20 protein-coding genes are annotated in these 20,558 nt (G+C 49.4%); 8 read left to right on the top strand and 12 right to left on the bottom strand.

Annotated elements, in window-relative coordinates:
- Nucleotides 1–41 precede the first annotated feature (41 nt).
- From AAHB90_RS17325 to AAHB90_RS17300, 6 genes are all read right to left on the bottom strand, one after another.
- Nucleotides 42–641, bottom strand: a complete 600-nt coding sequence (locus AAHB90_RS17325) for an RNA polymerase sigma factor (RefSeq protein ID WP_342086469.1) — start codon at nucleotides 639–641, stop codon at nucleotides 42–44.
- Nucleotides 642–776: 135 nt separating this feature from the next.
- Nucleotides 777–1,613, bottom strand: a complete 837-nt coding sequence (tsf, locus tag AAHB90_RS17320; protein WP_342086468.1) for a translation elongation factor Ts — start codon at nucleotides 1,611–1,613, stop codon at nucleotides 777–779.
- Between the two features lie 182 nt (nucleotides 1,614–1,795).
- Nucleotides 1,796–2,611, bottom strand: a complete 816-nt coding sequence (gene rpsB / locus AAHB90_RS17315) for a 30S ribosomal protein S2 (RefSeq protein WP_342086467.1) — start codon at nucleotides 2,609–2,611, stop codon at nucleotides 1,796–1,798.
- Nucleotides 2,612–2,776: 165 nt separating this feature from the next.
- A complete protein-coding gene (gene rpsI, locus AAHB90_RS17310; RefSeq protein ID WP_015812950.1) occupies nucleotides 2,777–3,163 on the bottom strand; it encodes a 30S ribosomal protein S9 in 387 nt (128 codons plus the stop codon).
- 3 nt (nucleotides 3,164–3,166) lie between these two features.
- Complete coding sequence (gene rplM, locus AAHB90_RS17305; RefSeq protein ID WP_234668409.1) at nucleotides 3,167–3,610, bottom strand: 50S ribosomal protein L13; 444 nt, start codon at nucleotides 3,608–3,610, stop codon at nucleotides 3,167–3,169.
- Nucleotides 3,611–3,735: 125 nt separating this feature from the next.
- Nucleotides 3,736–4,440, bottom strand: coding sequence for a hypothetical protein (locus tag AAHB90_RS17300; RefSeq protein WP_342086466.1), 705 nt, complete (start codon nucleotides 4,438–4,440; stop codon nucleotides 3,736–3,738).
- A 90-nt stretch (nucleotides 4,441–4,530) separates the two neighbouring features.
- Here AAHB90_RS17300 and AAHB90_RS17295 point away from each other — a divergent pair, with 90 nt between their 5' ends.
- The 6 genes from AAHB90_RS17295 (at nucleotide 4,531) to AAHB90_RS17270 (ending at nucleotide 8,446) form a co-directional block, all read left to right on the top strand.
- Nucleotides 4,531–5,211, top strand: coding sequence for a 3-keto-disaccharide hydrolase (locus tag AAHB90_RS17295; RefSeq protein WP_342086465.1), 681 nt, complete (start codon nucleotides 4,531–4,533; stop codon nucleotides 5,209–5,211).
- 66 nt (nucleotides 5,212–5,277) lie between these two features.
- Nucleotides 5,278–5,520, top strand: a complete 243-nt coding sequence (locus AAHB90_RS17290) for a hypothetical protein (RefSeq protein ID WP_342086464.1) — start codon at nucleotides 5,278–5,280, stop codon at nucleotides 5,518–5,520.
- Nucleotides 5,517–5,930 (top strand): PIN domain-containing protein, encoded by a 414-nt coding sequence (locus AAHB90_RS17285; protein ID WP_342086463.1) that lies wholly within the window; start codon nucleotides 5,517–5,519, stop codon nucleotides 5,928–5,930. The genes AAHB90_RS17290 and AAHB90_RS17285 overlap by 4 nt, the downstream gene beginning before the upstream one ends.
- Nucleotides 5,927–6,730 carry a Rossmann-like and DUF2520 domain-containing protein gene (locus AAHB90_RS17280; protein WP_342086462.1) on the top strand — a complete coding sequence of 268 codons (804 nt, stop codon included), beginning with the start codon at nucleotides 5,927–5,929 and terminating at the stop codon, nucleotides 6,728–6,730. Before AAHB90_RS17285 ends, AAHB90_RS17280 begins: the two co-directional genes overlap by 4 nt.
- Nucleotides 6,731–6,794: 64 nt before the next feature.
- On the top strand, nucleotides 6,795–7,316 hold the full coding sequence (locus AAHB90_RS17275) for a KdsC family phosphatase (protein ID WP_342086461.1): 522 nt from the start codon (nucleotides 6,795–6,797) through the stop codon (nucleotides 7,314–7,316).
- A gap of 11 nt (nucleotides 7,317–7,327) precedes the next feature.
- A complete protein-coding gene (locus tag AAHB90_RS17270; protein WP_342086460.1) occupies nucleotides 7,328–8,446 on the top strand; it encodes an acyltransferase family protein in 1,119 nt (372 codons plus the stop codon).
- Here AAHB90_RS17270 and AAHB90_RS17265 read toward each other — a convergent pair whose 3' ends face one another.
- Nucleotides 8,447–9,274: a polysaccharide deacetylase family protein gene (locus tag AAHB90_RS17265; protein WP_342086459.1), complete on the bottom strand. Its 828-nt coding sequence runs from the start codon at nucleotides 9,272–9,274 to the stop codon at nucleotides 8,447–8,449.
- 44 nt (nucleotides 9,275–9,318) lie between these two features.
- Here AAHB90_RS17265 and AAHB90_RS17260 point away from each other — a divergent pair, with 44 nt between their 5' ends.
- On the top strand, nucleotides 9,319–10,539 hold the full coding sequence (locus tag AAHB90_RS17260; RefSeq protein WP_342086458.1) for a metallophosphoesterase family protein: 1,221 nt from the start codon (nucleotides 9,319–9,321) through the stop codon (nucleotides 10,537–10,539).
- 252 nt (nucleotides 10,540–10,791) lie between these two features.
- Here the strand turns inward: AAHB90_RS17260 and AAHB90_RS17255 are convergent, their stop codons facing one another.
- From AAHB90_RS17255 to AAHB90_RS17235, 5 genes are all read right to left on the bottom strand, one after another.
- A complete protein-coding gene (locus AAHB90_RS17255) occupies nucleotides 10,792–11,178 on the bottom strand; it encodes a TraR/DksA family transcriptional regulator (RefSeq protein WP_188938823.1) in 387 nt (128 codons plus the stop codon).
- 190 nt (nucleotides 11,179–11,368) lie between these two features.
- Nucleotides 11,369–12,349 carry a pyruvate dehydrogenase complex E1 component subunit beta gene (locus AAHB90_RS17250; RefSeq protein ID WP_342086457.1) on the bottom strand — a complete coding sequence of 327 codons (981 nt, stop codon included), beginning with the start codon at nucleotides 12,347–12,349 and terminating at the stop codon, nucleotides 11,369–11,371.
- Between the two features lie 208 nt (nucleotides 12,350–12,557).
- Nucleotides 12,558–13,433, bottom strand: a complete 876-nt coding sequence (locus tag AAHB90_RS17245) for a transglutaminase family protein (protein WP_342086456.1) — start codon at nucleotides 13,431–13,433, stop codon at nucleotides 12,558–12,560.
- Entirely contained in the window at nucleotides 13,423–15,975 is a 2,553-nt protein-coding gene (locus AAHB90_RS17240) for a circularly permuted type 2 ATP-grasp protein (RefSeq protein WP_342086455.1), read from the bottom strand. Before AAHB90_RS17240 ends, AAHB90_RS17245 begins: the two co-directional genes overlap by 11 nt.
- A gap of 27 nt (nucleotides 15,976–16,002) precedes the next feature.
- A complete protein-coding gene (locus AAHB90_RS17235) occupies nucleotides 16,003–19,428 on the bottom strand; it encodes a transglutaminase family protein (RefSeq protein WP_342086454.1) in 3,426 nt (1,141 codons plus the stop codon).
- A gap of 315 nt (nucleotides 19,429–19,743) precedes the next feature.
- Here AAHB90_RS17235 and proC point away from each other — a divergent pair, with 315 nt between their 5' ends.
- Entirely contained in the window at nucleotides 19,744–20,547 is an 804-nt protein-coding gene (gene proC, locus AAHB90_RS17230; protein WP_342086453.1) for a pyrroline-5-carboxylate reductase, read from the top strand.
- Nucleotides 20,548–20,558 lie beyond the last annotated feature (11 nt).

Raw genomic sequence — 20,558 nt, 5'->3', positions numbered from 1 at the left:
ATGAGGAGGTTACGGTCAAAGTAAAGCAATTTCTGATGCTTTCAAAAGAAATTACCGCCATCTGAAAGTTTATGATACCACTTGCGAAGCTTCCTGCGCGACCGTAACAGCCGCATTTTTACGGCACTTTCGGTCGTCCGGAAGATAACCGCGATGTCGCGGATACTGCGATCGTCGAGGTAACGGAGGTAGACCATGGCCTTGTCTTCGAGGTCGAGCAGGTCCAGTGCCTCTTTCAGTGTCGCCAGATTAACTTCCTCCTCGAAAAGCCCTTGCAGGCATACTTCTGCCTTATCTCCCGCGCCGGGCGCTGCTTCATGGACGAGTATGACCTTACGCTTACTCACGCGCGCGAGGTCCATGCAATGATTATGGGTAATGGTAAAAAGCCATGTGGAGAATTTGGAACCGGTCTTGAACGTACCCATTTTATGGATGAGTTTAAGAAAGACATCGTGCATAATGTCCTCGGCCCGGGTAGCGTCCCTGGTAAGTGTGACGCATTTTTGGTAGACCTTTACAGCATAGCGCTCGTAAAGTTTCTGAAAATGACGATTGTCCTTCGATTCGAGGAAAAGTCTAACTAGTTCTTCGTCTGTCGAATTATGCTCCTGATACGGAGCGTTCCGTATTTCAACCATTCTGTCTGATGAAATGCCGCCGATAGCGTGTGCTGAAAATTAAATTGCATTTAACTTTCCGTAAATATGAAAAAACAACGCCTGGTATACAAATTAGATACCAGGCGTTGTCAATATATTTTGTTGCTAAAAGGCTTAACCGCCGATCGCTACACGTTTGAATGTAGTTACTGTCAAACCTTTTGAAGTTTTTTCAAGCAGCTGACGGATGGTCAGTGAAGAATCCTTCACAAATTCCTGGTTCAACAGGGTGCTGTCTTTGTAGAACTTCTGAAGCTTGCCCTGAGCGATTTTCTCAAGCATTGCTTCCGGCTTGCCTTCCGCACGTGCCTGCTCTTTACCCACTTCGATCTCGCGCTCGATAGTAGCAGCATCGATACCGTCTTTGTCCAAAGCTACCGGCTTCATAGCAGCAATCTGCATGGCTACATCTTTGCCAAGTTCAGCAACATCCGTTCCGTTTACGCCGGCGAATGCTACCAGTACGCCCAATTTACCGTTTGAGTGGATGTAAGGGACTACTTTATCAGCTGATACGTTCTCGTAAGCACTGATTTCCAGTTTCTCTCCCAGTTTACCTGTAAGCTCAATCATGTGTTCCGATACAGGACGGCCGTCGGCCAAAGTTGCTGCCAGAAGCGCATCTTTGTCAGCAATGTTATCCGCTACCGCTTTGTCAAGGATAGATTGTGCAAGGTTTTTGAAATCTTCCACATTCGATACGGGCTCAGTTTCGCAAGCCAGCGCAACGAGTTTACCGTTGGTACCATCTTCGCTGATGTTGATCAGAACAGTTCCTTCTGATACAGCGTTGTCAGCACGTTTTGCGGCAACTTTCTGTCCTTGTTTACGGAGAATATCAACGGCTTTGTCGAAATCGCCATCTGCTTCCTGCAGGGCTTTTTTACAATCCATCATGCCCGCGCCGGTCATTTGGCGGAGTTTGTTTACATCTTGTGCGGTAATTGCCATGATCGTGATAAGTATTTGTATTAATGTTTTGTGGCGAAAGATCCGTTAACCGGGAATTATGGAATGGTTAAAGAATTCGATCTCAATGAATTTTAAAAAAATGTAGCCCATAGCAAGAGGCTATGGGCTACTCTGTATGTTCAACTATGGCCAGCTTCGAAAGCTACACCATATTGCCCTTTTTACTCTTCGTCGCTTTCAGCAACCTCAACACTGGCAACTTCGGCACGAGGCGCTGCCTCTTCACCTTTGTCAGCCGCGCGTTTTGCTTCTTCTTCCTCAACCAGGCGCTGATCGTCTTTGTCTTGTTTGCGTTCCATCAAACCTTCTTCGATAGCCTTACCGATCGCCAGTGTGATCAACGAAATCGCTTTGTAAGCATCGTCGTTCGATGGGATTGGGAAGTCAACCAATTCAGGGTTTGAGTTGGTGTCGCAGATTGCAAAAATGGGGATGTTCAATCTTTTTGCTTCTGCAACCGCAATGTGCTCGCGTTTTACATCAACGATGAAAAGTGCCGCCGGAAGGCGAGTAAGGTCCGCTACACCACCTAGTACTCTTTCCAGTTTATCCTTTTCACGTGTAAGCATCAGGCGTTCTCTTTTCGCAATATTGCTAACCGTGGCTTCGTCTTTCAGCATCTTCTCGAGAGTCTGCATTTTTTTCAAAGACTTGCGAATTGTGCCAAAGTTTGTAAGCATACCACCCAACCAGCGGTCAGTCACGTAAGGCATTTTAAGGCGTTTCGCCTCTTCCGTTACGATTTCCTGAGCTTGTTTTTTAGTAGCAACAAACATGATCTTACGTCCTGAACGAACGATCTGTTTCAACGCAGCTTCCGCTTCGTTAAGGCAGCTCAAAGTTTTGTTCAGGTCAATGATGTGGATCCCGTTCTTCTCCATGAAGATATATGGAGCCATCCGTGGATCCCACTTGCGGGTAAGGTGACCAAAGTGGACACCTGCATCCAATAGTTCTTTATATTCTATTTGTGCCATTGCCAAATTTGATTTAAAAATATTTTTTTAGACTTGTTACGCAGCACGAAGCATCGGGCACGATAAGCGACGTCTGGACAATTGGAGTTTATGAGTTGAAAGTTTATGAGTTGAAAGTAAAGCAAAATCTGAACTCTGAACTCCTGAACCCTGAACTCCAAACAATTAACGTTTCGAGAACTGGAATCTTCTGCGTGCCTTAGCGCGTCCGTATTTCTTACGCTCAACCATACGTGGGTCGCGGGTAAGGAATCCTTCTTTTTTCAATGCGCCACGGAATTCGCCGTTGTATTGAACCAGTGCACGTGAAACCGCCATACGGATCGCTTCCGCCTGGCCAGAGATTCCACCACCTCTAACATTTACTTTGATATCGTAACCATTTCCTCCGCTGATGGTAGCGAAAGGCTGCTGAAGAACGATCTGGTGTACTTCAAATGGGAAATATTCTTTGTAATCACGGCCGTTTACCTTGATATCTCCTTTACCTGGTGTCAGATAAATACGAGCAACGGCGGTTTTTCTTCTACCTATTGTGTTGATCACTTCCATGAATTACAATTGGATTTGCTTTGGTTGCTGTGCGCTGTGCGGGTGTTCTGCGGCAGCGTAAACAAACAGGTTTGTAAATAAACGACGTCCCAAACGGTTCTTTGGAAGCATACCTTTTACGGCTTTCTCGATCACACGCTCTGGGTGTTTTTCGAGCAACTCGCGAGGAGTCTGAAAACGTTGACCTCCCGGGTAACCAGTGTGGCGAACATAAACTTTGTCCGTCATTTTCTTACCTGTCAACTTGATCTTATCGGCGTTGATAACAATCACGTTATCACCACAATCCACATGAGGAGTGTAGCTTGCTTTGTGTTTGCCTCTGATAATTTTAGCAACTTCGCTGGCCAAACGACCAAGAATTGCATTTTCAGCATCCACAACAATCCACTCCTTGTTTACTGTGTTTTTGTTCGCCGAGATGGTTTTGTAGCTTAACGTATCCACGATTAACAAAAAATTTAATTGATTTTCAATAATTTACACTGTAACAAGACAGTCCATCGCAAAATGGGAGTGCAAATATAGAGTTTAACAAATTGAATAACAAGTATGTTTGAGAAATTCATTTGTTAATCCCCTACTGCAAAGGCCACTGCAGCGTACGGAAGGCCGTAAACTTTGGACACATGTCGCTGGCTGTTATCGAGGTAAACATTGAAACCGTCGATTTTTTTGGTCGTGTAGGTAACCCGCCCGTAGGTGTAACCGACTTTTACGCCAAGCCTCCGGCCTGCCTTGAACCGCACGAAAGCCTCCGATTGCCCGCTGTTTCTCCGAAGGGCCAGTGGCAATGCATTAAACAGCGTAGGCTTACTGGCCAACCATTTGTCGTAATAAGGCTTGCCTGTGCCATTCGTCGGGACGTTTTTCTCATAGTAACCATGCCGTTTGGAGCCATAGGTAAGGCCCAGCAAGTCGGTGTTGACACCGATATCCAACTTCCAGAAACTCACATTGACTCCCGCAAGAAAGCTTATCCCGTTAATTGAAACATCACGGTATTCCAGATAATCCTCGATTCCCGCAATGCGTTTGGTATCGAGGTTGGTCCTCCCGGCGTAATAGCCCCAGGCCCTGAAACCGAGCCCCAGCCGGAGCCAGGGGAGCCTTTGCGAACCAATTTCCTCGTGGTACATGATGGAAGGCGCCCAGGAATGGCTTCCTACACCGGCCCCGACATCCACACCGCCTGCGATAGGTGAAGTATAGTGCTGCGCGTGTGTGAAAGTGGCATTCAGTAATAAAACAATAATCAGTCCTTTTAAAATTTTCATTGCTGAACCCCTAGTTAGATGATGAATTTTACAATAATAACTCATACCCGCAAGAAATCACGCCTTAGGCGTTTGCAAGTGGTTATATTAATGCTCTACGCGTTATCCAGCTGCCCGTTACAGGCCCAGATCAGCGACCACCTGACGTTTGTTCCCCTTTTCAATGGCAAAAACCTGAACGGCTGGGTCGACGTCAACACTTCCAAAGAAACCTGGAAAGTCAAAAACGGTACCTTGATATGTTCCGGCAAGCCGATCGGTGTGATGCGTTCCGACAGGCAATATGAAAACTTCATCCTCGAAGTCGAATGGAAGCATATGGAAGCCGGCGGCAATTCCGGCGTATTTATATGGAGTGAAGGGACGCCTCAGGAACACGACCCGCTCACGAAGGCCATCGAAGTACAAATGCTCGAACTCGACTATGCCCCACAGCATAATGCCACGGACGACTACGTACACGGCGAACTCTTCCCGACCATGGGCATGACGGCCATCCCCGACAATCCGCGCGGCATCCGCAGCAAATCGCTCGAAAAGCGCTGCAAGGGCAAAGGTGAATGGAACAAATATGTAGTCGTGGCGGTAGACGGCACGGTAAAACTCTCCGTGAACGGCAAGTTCGTCAACGGCCTCCGCGCCTCCGAGCGGAAGAAGGGCTACATCTGCCTCGAAGCCGAAGGCGCCGAGATCCATTTCAGGAATATGCGGATTATGGAGCTGCCATCGGGGATTACCACCCCTGAGCAAGTGGCACCGGTAGTGCATTGAAGGCACTCGAATGGGTTATATGTAGGCAAAATAGTATATTAGCATTAACAACCTACTTAAAAAGCCATGCAACAAACATTTCAGTTAAACGCCTCGGAGCTTGACAACCGTTTTATCAAATCGGTTCGGGACATTTTTGGCGATAGAAAATTGAAGATCGTGGTAGAAGACGTTGCAGAAAGCAATGAATCCAAAGAAGCACTTTTGGCCAGCTTATTTGGTAGTTGGGAAGGTGAGGAAACTGGGGAGGAACTTGTAAAAATGATATATTCAAATCGAAATGATTCACCCAGGGACATTGAACTATGAGTCAATATCTACTAGATACTAATATTTGCATACACTATTTAAAAGGGGAGTTTGACTTGAAGAATAGGGTTCGTCAAACTGGCCTCCACAACTGCTATACTTCCGAAATCACCATTGCAGAGCTTTTATTCGGTGCTGAAAATGGTTCACCAACCAGATATCAGGAGAACCTGAAAAGTGTTCGCAGCTTTGAACTGGTCTTTTCGGCCCAAACATTACCGACCGTTATGGCTTTCTCTATTTATGCCAAAGAAAAAGCAAGGTTGAGAAGAAGCCGCCGGATTGTTAGTGAATTCGATCTGTTGATTGGATCAACCGCGTTACGATACGGCCTTACCTTAGTGACCCGAAACACGAAAGATTTTGCAAACCTGGCTGATATTCAGCTTGAAAATTGGATAGATAATTGAAAATCTCCTTCATCGGCGCGGGTAACGTAGCCTGGCACCTCGCGCAGGCTTTTGAGGACGCAGGGCACTGGATTTGCGAGGTGTACAGCCGCGACACGCAAAAAGCGCGTCAGTTGGCTTCATCGTTGTATGATACCAATATCCAGCCTGATCTCAACTTTTCCGAAAGCGAGGCAGAAGTGATTGTGATCGCCGTGACCGACGACGCGATCGAGAGCGTGATCCAGCGCGTCGTACTCCCGGAGGGCGTGATACTCGTACATACGTCAGGCACACGGTCGCTCGCTGAATTTCAGAAACTTGTGGAGATTTATAGCGACGTATATGTCCACACGGGCGTGTTCTATCCCTTACAAACATTCACCAAAGACGTCGAAATGGATTACAGCGAGCTGCCTTTTTGCATTGAATCACGTAATGAGCTGATCGAAGGGAAACTCATGCAGCTTGCCTCGGGTGTGAGCAATAATGTTACGCGAATGGACTCCGACGAGCGCTTCATTTTGCACGTAGCGGCTGTTTTTGCGAGCAATTTCACTAACTACATGCTCACCGTCTCTCACGACCTCCTCGACCGCGAACAGCTCAATTTCGACCTGCTTAAACCGCTCATTCAAACGACCATTGAAAAAGCCCTGCATTCCGACGATCCTTCCATCGGGCAAACCGGCCCTGCCCGGCGCGGCGACTGGAAAACCACGGCACGCCATCTGGAATATTTGCAGGAAACCAATGAGGATTACACCGAAATCTACCGCCTGCTCACCGACAAAATCCGCAATCTCTACATTTCAAAATAATAAGAAGCCTCACTGTCGCGAAAAAAGTTAGGCTATATTTGCAGGATTCACAATTCGGCTATTCATGAATTCGACTCTTACGGAACGTTTCAAACGCATTACTACCTTTATTTTTGATATCGACGGCGTCATGACCGACGGCAGCGTCATTGCCCTGGAAACCGGCGAGCAACCCCGCATTTTCAACGTGCGCGACGGCTACGGGATCAACCGGGCAATCAGGATGGGTTATCGCGTCGCTATCATCTCGGCGCAAAGCCAGGTCGGGGTTCGTAAACGGCTCGAATACCTCGGCGTTACGGATATTTTCATCGGCACATCGCCCGACGGCAAGCTGCCCGTTTTCAAAAAGTATCTCGCAGAAACAGGCCTTACCGAAGATGAAATCGTGTTTATGGGCGACGACCTGCCCGACTATGAGGTGATGCGTACGAGCGTGATGGGCGCATGCCCGGCCGATTCAGCAGATGAAATCCTTGCCATTGCCGACTATATTTCTCCCAAAAACGGAGGCCGTGGCGCCGTTCGCGATCTGATCGAACAGGTCATGAAAGTGCAGGGAAAATGGATGGCCTGGTTTGAATAAAAAACTTGGTAGTGGACAAGAAAAAGCGCTATTTCCCCAATCTGAACGGTATCCGTGCCATTGCGGCATCGCTGGTGGTATTTCACCATCTCGAACAGGCCAAGCATGCGTTAGGTATTGCCAATATATATGACGTACCCATCATACAACACGCCGGAAGGCTTGGTGTGGGACTCTTCTTTGTGTTGAGCGGGTTTCTCATCACCTATTTGCTCCTCGAAGAACGTGGGCGTTTCGGCGATGTCGATGCCAAAAAGTTCTACTTGCGCCGCGTATTCCGCATTTGGCCCATTTACTTCCTCATCATTGGATTATCCTTCTTCGTTTTCCCGCATATCCCTGTTTTTGATTATCCGGGTATTGAAGAAAAACTGACGGTAGACCTTCCCGAGCGACTTACCTTGCTATTGCTGGTCTTGCCTAACTACGCGTTCGTCCTCTACGATCTGCCCTATTGGTGTGCACAAACGTGGTCAATCGGCGTAGAGGAGCAGTTTTACTACCTCTGGCCCTGGCTGATCAAATATCCCAAAAAACGCATTCCGATCCTGGTATTCTTTCTTTTGCTAACGGGTGGACTGCTTTACCTGGGACTTGAAATGGTCGATCCGTCGGAAGAGACGCGCAGATCGATGATTACCACTTTCCTTGGCCAATTCCGCATTCAGACGATGGCATTGGGAGGCTTGTGTGCGTGGCTGGTTTATAAGGATAAAACGAAGTTTCTCGACTTCATTTTCCGGAAAGACGTACAAATCGTCGCTTACACGGTCCTTCTTGCTCTGTTCTTCTCAGGCGTGCATTTCTTTGGATTTCTGGAAGTATATGCGGTTTTCTTCGCATTCTTTGTGTTGAATGTCTCGTGTAACCCGAACACACTCGTGCATTTGGGACATCCGGTGATGGATCATCTGGGCAAGATATCCTATGGCTTGTATCTGTACCACGTGGCGGTGATCGTGGTGATCATCAACTTGTTCGAAATGTATGCGCCAGGATGGCGCGATGCCAGTTACCAGGTAGTGCTTTATGTAGTGAGCTTTATTGGCTCCGTAGCAGTGGCTACTTTTTCTTTTAATTATATCGAAAAACCACTTCTCGCTTATAAAGATCGCAAGTTCGGCCGCTAACTATTGCAACTTCGGCAGTTCCGACATTGTGTAAAACTTCAATCCCTGGTGATGCGCTTCCCGCAAAACCACGGCCAGAAAGCTCACATTAAAACCATATTTGCCATTTCGAGGCACGCTGTATAATGGCTCGTGACCAAAAACCATCAATGCACTGCCATTCTCCTTCGCTTCCCGAATCGCCTCGGTAATTTCTTCTTCATTCACCTCGTCGTAATCGATCATTAAGGCATCTACTTTCTGCCCGCCGTCGAAGGGATAGTAAATAGCATTCATCCATCGCGGAGGCCACGCATAGAGTTGAAAGCCCTTGTATTTCCTTCTTGAAATGGCTACGTCGCGTAAAATTATAAAGCCTTTCGCCAAAAGCACCGAATCGACACGATCGTTATGGTTTCCACCAGGGTGAGCATAGGACGTTGGTTTAAAACCCGCCGCGATCATATGCCGAAGCCCGGGTTCGAGTTCGGCTTCAATATATCCTTTCGGCCCGCCTGCCGCCATCAGTTCGATGGATTTGGCATGAACTGTTCCGTGGAAACCGATTTCGTGGCCTTCTCTTTCGAGCTGTTTCAACATTGCTACCTCTTCCGCATTCAGGCTGTCGGGACAGGTAATGAAGAAAGTCGCTTTCGCATTGTATTTCTGAAATAGTGGCCTGAGCTCATACCATTCTTTGATAAAATGGTCGTCGAATGAAATGGCGATGCCGCCTGCCCCGGGCTTGCCGGATGGGCTACCACAGCCCCAGAATGCCCCGAGCATCGCGGCCAGCAGCAGCAAAAGAAATCCCTTTCGGCCCTTCGAACAGTTGTTGAGGTATTTCAAAACTTCGGAAATGATCTGTTATTTTCGCTAAATTAACGACACGGATGAAAATACTACACACGGCCGACTGGCATATCGGCAAAAAGCTCGATAACTTTTCCCGCCTCGACGAACAGCGGCTGGTACTCGAAGAAATCTGCGAAATAGCGGAACGTGAGCAGGTCGACGCGATCGTCGTTGCCGGCGACCTCTTCGACAACTTCAACCCGTCGTCCGAGGCGACCGAACTTTTGTATAGTACATTGCACCGGCTCTCTGCCAATGGCACACGGGCCGTGATAGCCATCGCCGGCAACCACGATTCCCCCGAGCGCATTCAGGTACCTGACGCGCTCGCGAAAGTCTGCGGCATTCTCTTTGTTGGTTTCCCGAATACCGAAGTCAAGCCGTTTTGTACGCAGGGGCAAGTTGATATTGTAAAAACCGCCCCCGGATTTATCGAAATCAAGCTTCCCAACGCACCATTTCCTTTACGCGTCCTACACACACCCTACGCGAACGAGCAGCGTTTGAAGACATTCCTCGGCGTCGAAGAATCGGAAGAAGCGCTCCGCCTGCATTTGCAGCAACACTGGCAAACGCTCGCGGACCAATATCTCGATGACAAGGGTTTTAACCTGCTGGCCACGCATTTGTTTGTAATGCAAAAGGGCGGCCCGATGCCCGAAGAGCCCGACGACGAGCGGCCGATCCTCCATATCGGCGGCGCGCAAGCCATTTACACCGAAAACTTCCCGAAACAGGTCCATTATATTGCATTAGGCCATTTACATCGGTTTCATCAGGTCGATAAGGTACCGGCACCGGCGGTATATTCCAGCAGCCCGCTGGCGTACAGCTTTTCAGAGGCTAATCAAAACAAATACGTGATCCTGATCGAGGCGGAGGCCGGGAAACTGGTCGGTTACAAACCTATTGAGCTATTAAAAGGCAAAAAACTGCGTCGCAAAAGCTTTCACAGCATTGATGACGCTATTGAATGGTTGGGCGCGCATCAGGACGACCTGATCGAACTAACAATCATTTCCGATAACTACCTCGAAGCATCCGACAAAAAACGATTAATGGAGGCGCATTCGGGCATCATTCAAATCATTCCGCAGATTAAGAAAAGTGAAGTAGCGGATACTTCTTCGGAAGTCGATCTGTCGCTGAGTATGGAAAAGTTGTTCCAGGAGTATTTCAAAAGTAAAAATAAAGGCCAGGAGCCGTCGGAAGGGCTTATGGAGGTTTTCCGGGAGGTGTTGGGCAGCGAGGCTGAATAGCTCCGGAGGAGCATCCTGTCTGTAGAAATCGATCTGCCCAACCGCCATTCGACTCCGTTAGGAGTCTCCTAGCGGAGAACGTCAACCTGTGATATTGCCCGTCATAGAAACAGGAGGCCACTCCGTGGCCGCATTTTGGGTGACGTCGCGCCGTTGCTATAAACAGGAGGCCGCTCTGCGGCCGCATTAAACAAACGAGGCTGCTCGGGTTCCGGAACAGCCTCGTTTGTTTCTTACTTGTCGTTGATAAAATTAGCTGGCTCTTCTGAGCTTCGCTTCAATGGTTTGTTGTGTATGCGGTACGATGCGCAGGCGCTCTTTCGGGATCAGCTTGCCGGTATCGATGCAAACGCCGTAGGTGCCGTTTTTGATGCGGATCAGCGCGTTTTCGAGCTGTACCGAATATTTCTGAAGACGTGCGGCCAACTGGCTCAGGTTTTCACGCTCACTGGCGTCCGCCCCGTCTTCCACTAGTTTTGCCGCGCCGGAAGTTACGTCCGTGCCGCTATCGTTTTTTTTACTTAAACCTGTTTTAATGTATTCGAGCTCACTTCTTGTCGCTTCCAGCTTGCCGCGGATCAGTTCTTCAAACTCCCTTAATTCTTCCTCCGAATATCTTGTTCGTTCTTCTTGCATAATCTGAATTGATTTGTTAGTCTACATCAAGGAGCGTTCAAAGCACAAAAGTACTAGTATTCTGCCTTTTTCGGAATAGTATTTAATTAATAACCACTTTCAAATGAGAAACTTACTAACACTGACATCAGGGGGTATAACCAACAAAGCCAAAACCTGGTTCGGTATTGGCTTTGTCCGGAATCTCTGAGGATTATTTGTAAAGTACCGATTTTACGGCGTCGACCGTCCGCTTCACGCTTGGCAGGATCTCTTCGATCAACGTTGGTGCGTAAGGAAGTGGTACATCACGGCTGGTTACGCGGATCACCGGCGCGTCCATATAATCAAATGCGTGACGCTGAATGTGGTAAGCGATTTCCGAAGAAATCGAAGCCAGCGGCCAGGCTTCTTCTACCACCACACAGCGGTTGGTTTTTTTAACTGACTCGATCACAGCAGGATAGTCGATCGGGCGAACCGTGCGCAAATCCACTACTTCCGCGTCGATACCTTCTTTCTCGAGTTGAAGCACCGCCGGCATTACCACGCGGGGGATCATTTTACCGAAAGAAACGATGGTAACGTCTTTACCCTGACGTTTGATGTCCGCTTTTCCGAGTGGAATGAGGTACTCTTCCTCGGGAACAGCCATTTTATCGCCGTACATTACTTCCGACTCCATGAAGATCACGGGGTTATTGTCGCGGATAGACGATTTCAAAAGGCCTTTCGCGTCGTAAGGATTCGAAGGCACCACTACTTTCAAACCCGGAGTGTTGGCAAACCAGTTTTCGAAGTTCTGCGAGTGCTGCGCTCCAAGCTGACCGGCGTTACCTGTCGGTCCGCGGAAAACGATCGGGCAACCATACTGGCCGCCTGACATCGAAAGAATCTTAGCCGCGCTGTTGATGATCTGGTCGATCGCCACCAGCGAGAAGTTGAATGTCATGAACTCTACGATCGGACGAAGGCCGTTTCCGGCAGCTCCAACCGCAATCCCCGCAAAGCCAAGCTCCGCAATAGGCGTATCGATCACGCGCTCAGGGCCGAACTCATCGAGCATTCCCTGACTCGCCTTATAAGCACCGTTGTATTCAGCAACCTCTTCACCCATCAAAAAAATACTCTTGTCAAGGCGCATCTCTTCCGACATAGCGTCGCGAATGGCATCTCTAAATGCTATTTCTTTCATTCGTAATTCTGATAATTATTAATTCTTAGAAGAAACCACTGCAAAAATCATTTCATCTGAAACAGACCGACCTGCGCGGTTACATTAAAAGAGGTTTGTACACTTATTTCAAAATGATCTGGTAAAATTAGGTAACACCGGCCAATTCTCAAATTCTTTGCAGGAACCATTCTGTTAAAAAACGTCGTAAATGCAAGGCATTCCGGTATTAAATCGGGATCACATCCACTTCTACGGAAAGTGTGTGTTTTCCGTAGCTGAAAATAATGCCTTTCAAGGGCGGCACATCGCTGTAATCCCGGCCCCATGCCGTTACAATATGCCGCTCACCCGGGACTACATTATTCGTCGGGTCGAAATCGCACCAGCCGTAATCCGGTATAAAAACCGACACCCAGGCGTGCGAAGCGTCGGAGCCCTGTAACTTGGGTTTTCCCGGCGGCGGCAATGTTTCGAGATAGCCGCTCACATAGCGCGCCGCGAAACCGAAACTGCGGATACAGGCAATGGCCAGATGTGAAAAATCCTGGCAAACACCCTTTTTAGCAGCCAGTACCTCCTTGATCGGCGTGTTCACAGTCGTAAAATCCGGCATAAACCTGAACTCCCTGTAAATCTTGGCACAAAGCTTCGCAATGCAATCGTACAAAGGCACATGATCATCGAAGCAATCGCTTGCATAGGCACGGATATCGGCATCCCATTTCACGAGTGGGCTGGGTAATGTGTATTCCAGAAAAGAAACCTTCATCGCGCGGTCGGCCGTGAGCCGCTGCCTGGCCTCCCCGCTTGTTACCGACGACGGAATGAACAGCGACCCCGTACGTTCCTTCAAACGTTCGACAATCGCGGTGGTCAGCACGGTCAGCGTTTTGTGAGGAGAATGCAGGGAAAAATAATGCGTGGTATTGCCATAAAAATCGACGCGCTCGCTGATCTGCGTCGGCTCCGGGGTTACTTTAATGCTAAAATCCTGGCAAAGCTGGTCCGGCAGCATGCGCGGCGTGAGGCACACAAGGCTATGGTAATTGTTGACAGCCTCAGCGTACTTGTATTCGGTCTTATGGATCAGCTTATACTTCATCCGTATCGTAGTCCATCGGTTCAAAAGAGTGGTGTATCAACGTGTGACTGAAATATTGGTTGGTCAGGTAAATCGACACCGAGCTGACCAGCCGCGCCACTTCCGAAAGCAGGCTGAAAAGCTCGTCGCGCTCATCGATGGCATTGCACCTCGTCAGATCCTGGATATTCGAGAGCTTGATCAATGTCGATGCTTTCAGTGCGAGCTTTTCGGCGTCGTTCAATCGCTCTCCACGTGTAGTCGCAGGTAATGCAGCCAGGTTTTTACCCAGCTCATCGAGCATATAAGCCAGCGAATATGGCAACCGTGTTTCAAGCAAAATCATATCCAGCATCGTTTCCACACTCAGATGCGATTTGTAGATCTGCCGGTAATTCACCAGCATGTGATGGTTGATCAATGTAGCCTCGATCAGCTCGTTCTCCACCGTAGCGGTACGCGCAACGCCAAAATTGGATTGGATCACACTAACGCGTGACAATATCCTTTCGATCAGTTTCCCGGTTTCCAGCAGTAAATAGCTGTTATCCCGCGGCATACTTTCGGCTATCACGCCTAGAAAAGTAAACATATTGTTGAACAGGCCTTCGAGCGTCCGCTGGATGTTGGTACTGTTCATGTGGGAAGCATTCCGGATTTCCTGGTAACCGTTATCGATCAAATCCACAATCCTCCATATTTCGAGCTCCCACTGGTTTCGTACCGCACCGACGGCATTCAAAAAAGAGCCTATATTCGAAGCGATAGACCCCGGGCGGCCGTTGTCGGAAATCAATGAGATGATTTCCTTGTACGGATCGTTCAGCTTTTCATCGCCGTCCAAAAATCCGGGATACGTGGATGAAACGTGCGTCAGCGACTGCAAAAGCACTTTGATATGCTCCTGTTTCGCCGATCCGCCGAAGTTCCGGTCGAGGTTAAGGACATTAATGGTGATGTTCATAAACTTGATCACGGCCATTGCCCGCTCACAATACCGGCCAACCCAGAACAGGTTCTCAGCGCTGCGGCTGGGAAGCGAAACATGCTTGTTGACAGCAACAGGTGTGTTCAGAACAATCCTTTCCTGCGGCTCGTCGGATTTATCTGAAACAATCCACGTATCTTTTGAAAAGCCGCCCTGCTGGTTGGAGATCACAAACCGGTCTTTCACCGCCGAGCTACGCGTAAGCCCGCCCTGCATGACGTGATAGCCGTTTTCATCCGCCACCATAAATGCCCGCAAAGCCGCATACCGTGGCTCGATCACACCGTCGATCAATGACGGGGTCGTCGAAAGACTTACCTCCTGCTGCGCGATAAAATCATGGGGCCGTTGGGTGATCATCGCGATCAGTTCCGCTTTCTGCGCATTGGAAAGCGTACGACCGTACACAGAGCTGAATTTCGACTTTCGATTGGCCTTTTTAATGATCAGCTCATCGATATTATCCAGTACGTAGGCCAGTTCTTTCTGATGTCCGCACCACCAGGTAGCAACGTTCGGCATGAGGAGCTTCTCGCCCAAGAAATACTGACATATATTCTCCATAAATGCCAGAAAAGCATGGTTTTCCAGCACACCAGAGCCAGGTGGGTTCATAACCTGCACATTGCCGAGGCGGATCGCCTGTAAAAGCCCGGGTACGCCCAGGCGGGAGTCCTCGCGCAGTTCCAGCGGATCACACCAGTCGTCGTCGACGCGGCGGACGATCACATCCACTTTTTGCAACCCATCGATGGATTTCAACCACACACTCCCGTTGCGCACGAGCAGGTCATCGCCTTGTGCGAGCGTGTAACCCAGGTACGAGGCCAGGTAAGCGTGCTCGAAATAGGCCTCATTGCCGGGTCCGGGTGTGAGGTAAACGATATTCGGAGCATCGCGGCTTTTGTCGGAAAGCCTCAGGACGGTATTTTGAATACTGTTAAAAAAAGGCGAGAGCTTGCTCACATACATACCATCGGCCAGCTCGGGCAGGAGCTTGCTCATGACAATGCGGTTTTCGAGCGTATAACCCGATCCGGATGGTGCCTGTGTGCGGCTGTCGAGTACCCACATCTGACCGTCAGGCCCCCTTGCCATGTCGGCTGCGAACAGGGTTAATTGTCGCGGGCCAGGAACTTTGATATCAATGCAAGGACGTAAAAAACCGGTATTTTCAAAAACCAGTTCAACGGGCACGATAGCGTCTTTTACGAGATTTCTCGGCCCGTATAAATCCTTTAGAATCAGGTCAAGTAACACCGCACGTTGCTGCAAACCTTTCGAGATCCGGTCCCATTCACGGTGTTCGATCAGGAACGGGATCGGGTCTAGCTGCCATGGGCGGTTCATGCCGTCGGGACTGCCGTAGACATTATAGGTAACACCATTCTCGCGCAATTTGCTGATAATCTCCTGATTCCGGCTTTTAAGCTCCGTAATGCCCAGTTTTCCCAGGGTGGCAAAAAGTGCCTGCCAGTGAGGCTTCAACTTTCCGTTGGTATCCAGCACCTCGTCGTAAGAAGTCAGGCGGGCTTGATAGGATTGTAACAGGTTCACGGAAGCCTCGGTAAGCATATTCAAAGTCAGGGTTATACTGCAAATCTATCGCGATTTCCAGAATTTGCGTAAATCCAGCGTATTGGGATACTCCGGATTGATCAGTTCGATCGGGGTGTCGCTTTTCATTTCCTTCTTCGTTTCCGCCACAAACCGGGATACGCCCGACGTCGTCTTCTCGATCACCGGCACCTCCCGGGTAGCCGATGGTGTATGCCCGAAACCCTGGAAAAGACTGATCTTGCGCGATTCGGCTTCGAAACTATTGACCGGATAAGTATCAAAACTACGCCCGCCGGGGTGCGAAACGAAATAGGTGCAACCGCCCAATATACGGTTATTCCAGGTATCTACAATATCGAAAACCAGCGGCGCATCAGCCCCGATCGTCGGGTGCAACGCCGATGGCGGGTTCCAGGCCTTGTAGCGGATGCCAGCCACGTGATCGCCCTTTATGCCTGCGCTCCGGAGTGGTACTCGGCAACCGTTGCAGACCAGAATATGCCTTCCTTCCACAAATCCGCTCACTTTCACCTGCAACCTTTCCAGCGAAGAATCCACAAACCGCGCGGTGCCTGCATTCGACAGTTCTTCCCCCAGAACATGCCACGGCTCAATGCCTAGCCGCAATTCCAGCTGGATATTATCGACCGTAATGCCGCCATAATGCGGAAAGCGGAATTCAAAGAACGGATCGAACCACGAAATATCGAAGTTGTAGCCAGCTGCCTTCAGGTCATTTACCACATCCACCATATCGAGGTAGGCAAAATGCGGCAGCAGGAAACGGTCATGGAGCTCGGTACCCCAGCGGATCAGCTTATGCTTGTAAGGCTCCTTCCAGAACTTCGCGATAAGTGCCCGTATGAGCAAGGTCTGCACGAGGTTCATATGCTTGTGGGGTGGCATATCGAATGCCCGGAATTCAAGGATACCCAGCCGGCCGGTCGAAGAATCGGGCGAATAGAGTTTATCCATACAAAACTCCGAGCGGTGGGTATTGCCGGTGATATCCACAAGCAGGTTACGGAAAATACGGTCGACCATCCAGAACGGTACCTCGCCATCCTCCGGTATCTGGTCAAATGCAATTTCAACTTCGTAGAGTCGCTCGTCGCGGCCCTCATCAATACGCGGCGCCTGGCTGGTGGGACCGATAAACGGACCTGCAAAAAGGTAACTTAATGCAGGATGGTGCTGCCAGTAGGTGAGCAAGCTGCGCAAAAGATCCGGGCGACGCAATATCGGGCTATCGGCAGGCTTGGCACCGCCGATGGTCACGTGGTTTCCTCCTCCCGTGCCGGTATGTCGGCCGTCTACCATGAATTTATCCGTTCCCAGTCGAGAAAAGAATGCTTCCTCGTACAATGCGCTGATGTTGTCCACCAGTTCCTGCCAGTTTTGGGCCGGATGGATATTCACCTCGATCACCCCGGGATCCGGCGTGACGATGAGTTTCTGCACCCGGTAATCGGAAGGTGTTGGATAACCTTCGATGCGGACCGGCATTCTGAGCTTTTCAGCTGTTGCTTCGATGGAAGCGATCAGGTCGAGGTAATGTTCCAGGTAATCGGTTGGCGGCAGGAAAATGTATATAATGCCGTCGCGCTCCTCCACACAAAGTGCCGTTTTGATCACCGGCACATCAAAAAGGAGGTTATCTTGTGCTTCCTCTTCTTTCTTTTTCTTTAAATCCTCGTCTTCATCAACCGGCTCCCGATTCAAAGGCAGCTGATACTCCGGCGCTACCGAGCCATAACGTGCCTGCACGATCGGCTGATAATCCGCCAGTACAGGCAAATCCTCGAACGGGCTACGGTCCACTGGCTGCTCGCGGCGTTCTTTGGCGATTTCAGGCAAAGATTTTAATGGCAAACGGTAACCCATCGCCGAATTACCTGGAATGAGGAAACAGTTGCCCCTTCGAAATTGCCAGGCTGTGCTCGTCCAGTACTTCCCGCTTTCCTCCCATTTGACCGGTATCACAAATCCGGCGGGGTTATTCAAGCCCTTTTCGAGCAATTTCGCCAAAGTCCGGCGCTCTATGGAATCCTTCAAATTCACTTTTAACGGATCGACATTAACAGGGAGCTTCCCCTCTTCCATTGCCCAGTAAATGGGGTCTTCGTAGGCCGGGGTTATGTTGTTGGTATCAATACCGAGGTATCTGGTAAGTTCCGTGGCGAACGTCTCTGCTTCCCGGAATGTGAATTTAGTCTGCCCTTCCTTGGCCACGAGATCGTCATTCTTCCACATCGGAAGACCATCGTTCCGCCAGTACAAAGCATATTGCCAACGCGGGAACTGCTCGCCCGGGTACCATTTACCCTGACCAAAATGCAGCAGCCCGCCGTGCGCAAAGCGGTTTTTCAGTCTTAACGAAAGGTCGTAAGCCAGTTGGCGCTTCAACGGCCCGTCGGCGGCCGTGTTCCATTCGGCCGATTCAAAATCATCTATGGAAATGAAGGTAGGCTCGCCGCCCATCGTGAGGCGCACATCGTTTTCCTGCAAATCCTTTTCCACATCATAGCCGACCTGCATTACCGCCGCCCATTGCTCCTCGGAATAGGGCTTGGTAACACGCGGATCTTCGTGAATGCGAAAAACCTTGTTGTCAAATTCAAAAGTTACCTCGGCAATATCGGTTGCACCCGTTACCGGCGCGGCGCTCGCATAATCGGGCGTACAGCAAAGGGGGATATGCCCTTCGCTGGCAAAAAGCCCCGAAGTAGGGTCCAGACCGATCCATCCTGCTCCGGGCACGTATGCCTCCGTCCATGCGTGGAGGTCGGTAAAATCCGCTTCCGGCCCCGAAGGCCCGTCCAGCGATTTGATATCCGAAGTAAGCTGCACCAGGTAACCCGACACAAACCGCGCCGCCATGCCCAGATGCCTCAGAATCTGTACCAGCAGCCAGGCCGAATCGCGGCAGGAACCGCTTTGGATCGTGAGTGTCTGCTCGCAGGTTTGCACGCCTGCTTCCATACGGATATTGTAATTGATAGCCTTGTACAGTTCCTGATTGAGGTAGACGAGGAAATCGACCGTCTTAATATCCTGCTGAATATTCAGTTTTTGAATAAAATCCATCAAAAGTGGTCCCGCCTCGCGTGGTTCAAGATACGGGCCGAGCTCCTTTTCCAGGGTCGGTTCGTATTTGAAAGGATATTTATCGGCATAATCCTCCACAAAAAAGTCGAATGGGTTGATCACCTGCATTTTAGCGATCACCTCCACGTCAATACTGAGCTCCGTTGCTTTTTCCGGGAACACGACACGCGCCTGGTAATTTCCGAATGGGTCCTGCTGCCAGTTGATGAAGTGATTCTCGGGCGTAATTTTCAGCGAATACCCTTCGATCGGCGTACGCGAATGAGGTGCGGGACGAAGCCTGAAAATATGGGGCGAAAGGGAAACACTCCGGTCGAACTTATATTTTGTCTTATGGGAAATAGCAACTTTTATAGCCATAATAGGAGTATTATTATAAAATCAAATAATTTGGCACGACGGAGAATACATAATTCTAAACAAACGCTTTATGCTTATTTTTCAAAATATACGACTAATCCAAATCCATAATGCAGAATTTTATTTCTTGACGTTTGGAACAATCGGCAGGGTTGGAAAAATATTCCCGCGAAGCTAACCACGATCTGTAAAGAACATGCCTGTTTGGCCACTTCGTTCATTATTAATTAATCTGCTCTCTCATCCAGGACTGATAATTCCTTAAAAGTTACGTAATTCGCCAAAATCCTTACAATACCATTAGTTTAGTCCAAAATGAAAATTGCTATCATCGGCTGCGGTAACATGGGCATGGCCTTCGCCCGCGCCTTCCTGAAATTTGACCTCGTCAAAAACCAGGACTTTTTACTGGTTGAAAAAAGTACCGACCGCATGGAAAGCCTCACAAGCTTCCAACCGGGGGTGATCACCGGCATTATCGGCCCGCAGATTGGCGAGTACGATCTGATTATCCTTTCGGTGAAACCGCAGGATTTTCTCTCGGTGGCCGGCGCGTTGAAAGAGGTAATCAAACCCAATCAGGTTGTGCTGTCGATTATGGCTGGTGTGACGATCGAAGGCATTCAGAATGCGTTGGACCACAAGGCGGTGATCCGCGCGATGCCCAATACACCTGCGATGCTCGGAATGGGCATTACAGCGTATTCGGCCTCCCCCGAAGTAGATATTCATCAATTGCGCAAAATAGAAAACCTGATTAATGCGACGGGCCGGTCGGTATTTCTGGAAGACGAAGACCAGTTGAATGCGGTAACGGCATTGAGCGGCAGCGGTCCGGCTTACTTTTTTTACGTGGTGAAAGCGATGATTGAAGCCGGTAAGCAAATGGGCTTCGAGGAGTCGGTAGCCGCATTGCTTGTAAAACAAACAATGTTGGGCTCTTACCACCTGATCAACACCGCCGACAAGTCGCTCGACGATCTGATCAAGGCGGTAGCGTCAAAAGGTGGCACGACCGAGGCGGCATTGCGCCAGTTCGAAGCCGGGGAGCTAGATAAAACGCTCGAAAAAGGCATTTTCGCGGCGCAGGTGCGGTCGACGGAATTATCGAAAGGGTGATAAAAATTTAG

This window comes from Dyadobacter sp. OTU695, from assembly GCF_038440355.1.
GTDB lineage: Bacteria > Bacteroidota > Bacteroidia > Cytophagales > Spirosomataceae > Dyadobacter.
Note: the sequence above shows the minus strand (reverse complement) of the source record. Positions and strands in the feature narration are given on the sequence as shown.

What these genes read in the sequence shown, in the direction of transcription:
- AAHB90_RS17325 (WP_342086469.1), bottom strand. Translation starts at nt 641, where the DNA reads ATGGTTGAAATACGGAACGCTCCGTATCAGGAGCATAATTCGACAGAC.
- tsf (WP_342086468.1), bottom strand. Translation starts at nt 1,613, where the DNA reads ATGGCAATTACCGCACAAGATGTAAACAAACTCCGCCAAATGACCGGC.
- rpsB (WP_342086467.1), bottom strand. Translation starts at nt 2,611, where the DNA reads ATGGCACAAATAGAATATAAAGAACTATTGGATGCAGGTGTCCACTTT.
- rpsI (WP_015812950.1), bottom strand. Translation starts at nt 3,163, where the DNA reads ATGGAAGTGATCAACACAATAGGTAGAAGAAAAACCGCCGTTGCTCGT.
- AAHB90_RS17300 (WP_342086466.1), bottom strand. Translation starts at nt 4,440, where the DNA reads ATGAAAATTTTAAAAGGACTGATTATTGTTTTATTACTGAATGCCACT.
- AAHB90_RS17295 (WP_342086465.1), top strand. Translation starts at nt 4,531, where the DNA reads ATGCTCTACGCGTTATCCAGCTGCCCGTTACAGGCCCAGATCAGCGAC.
- AAHB90_RS17290 (WP_342086464.1), top strand. Translation starts at nt 5,278, where the DNA reads ATGCAACAAACATTTCAGTTAAACGCCTCGGAGCTTGACAACCGTTTT.
- AAHB90_RS17285 (WP_342086463.1), top strand. Translation starts at nt 5,517, where the DNA reads ATGAGTCAATATCTACTAGATACTAATATTTGCATACACTATTTAAAA.
- AAHB90_RS17275 (WP_342086461.1), top strand. Translation starts at nt 6,795, where the DNA reads ATGAATTCGACTCTTACGGAACGTTTCAAACGCATTACTACCTTTATT.
- AAHB90_RS17260 (WP_342086458.1), top strand. Translation starts at nt 9,319, where the DNA reads ATGAAAATACTACACACGGCCGACTGGCATATCGGCAAAAAGCTCGAT.
- AAHB90_RS17250 (WP_342086457.1), bottom strand. Translation starts at nt 12,349, where the DNA reads ATGAAAGAAATAGCATTTAGAGATGCCATTCGCGACGCTATGTCGGAA.
- AAHB90_RS17245 (WP_342086456.1), bottom strand. Translation starts at nt 13,433, where the DNA reads ATGAAGTATAAGCTGATCCATAAGACCGAATACAAGTACGCTGAGGCT.
- AAHB90_RS17240 (WP_342086455.1), bottom strand. Translation starts at nt 15,975, where the DNA reads ATGCTTACCGAGGCTTCCGTGAACCTGTTACAATCCTATCAAGCCCGC.
- AAHB90_RS17235 (WP_342086454.1), bottom strand. Translation starts at nt 19,428, where the DNA reads ATGGCTATAAAAGTTGCTATTTCCCATAAGACAAAATATAAGTTCGAC.
- proC (WP_342086453.1), top strand. Translation starts at nt 19,744, where the DNA reads ATGAAAATTGCTATCATCGGCTGCGGTAACATGGGCATGGCCTTCGCC.